1 protein-coding gene is annotated in these 355 nt (G+C 67.0%); it reads right to left on the bottom strand.

Annotation, left to right across the window (positions count from 1 at the left end):
- Nucleotides 1-355: hypothetical protein (locus tag OOT08_RS13600; protein ID WP_325093662.1), on the bottom strand; the 355-nt coding region annotated here is incomplete at both ends.

The following is a 355-nucleotide window of genomic DNA, read 5'->3' as shown; positions in this document are numbered from 1 at the left end:
TCTTTGCCGAGCCAGATGAGCCCGAGCACGGGGAGCACGAGGGGGATGTAGCCGTAGCCCTGGCCGAAGTTCGACCAGACCGAGGCGTGCCCGAACCACTCGGGCACCGTGATGCTCAGCACGCCGACGGTGAGGACGCCGACCAGCTCGAAGCTGATCGCGACCCAGGCGATCTTCCGCCAGACGCCGGTGCGCTTGATGAGCGCGATCGTGGCCAGGACGTAGACCAGGGCCGCGACCGCGGACAGGGAGTAGGCAACGGGGGCCTCGTCGAAGCGGCGGATGATCTGGAAGATGGAGCGGAACGTGGCCGCGATCGCGAGGATCACGTAGACGGCGATCAGCACCTTCCCGA

This window comes from Leucobacter sp. M11, assembly GCF_035726885.1.
Classification (GTDB): Bacteria; Actinomycetota; Actinomycetes; order Actinomycetales; family Microbacteriaceae; genus JAPFRB01.
The sequence above is the reverse complement of the archived record's forward strand: the minus strand, read 5'-3'. Positions and strand labels throughout refer to the sequence as shown.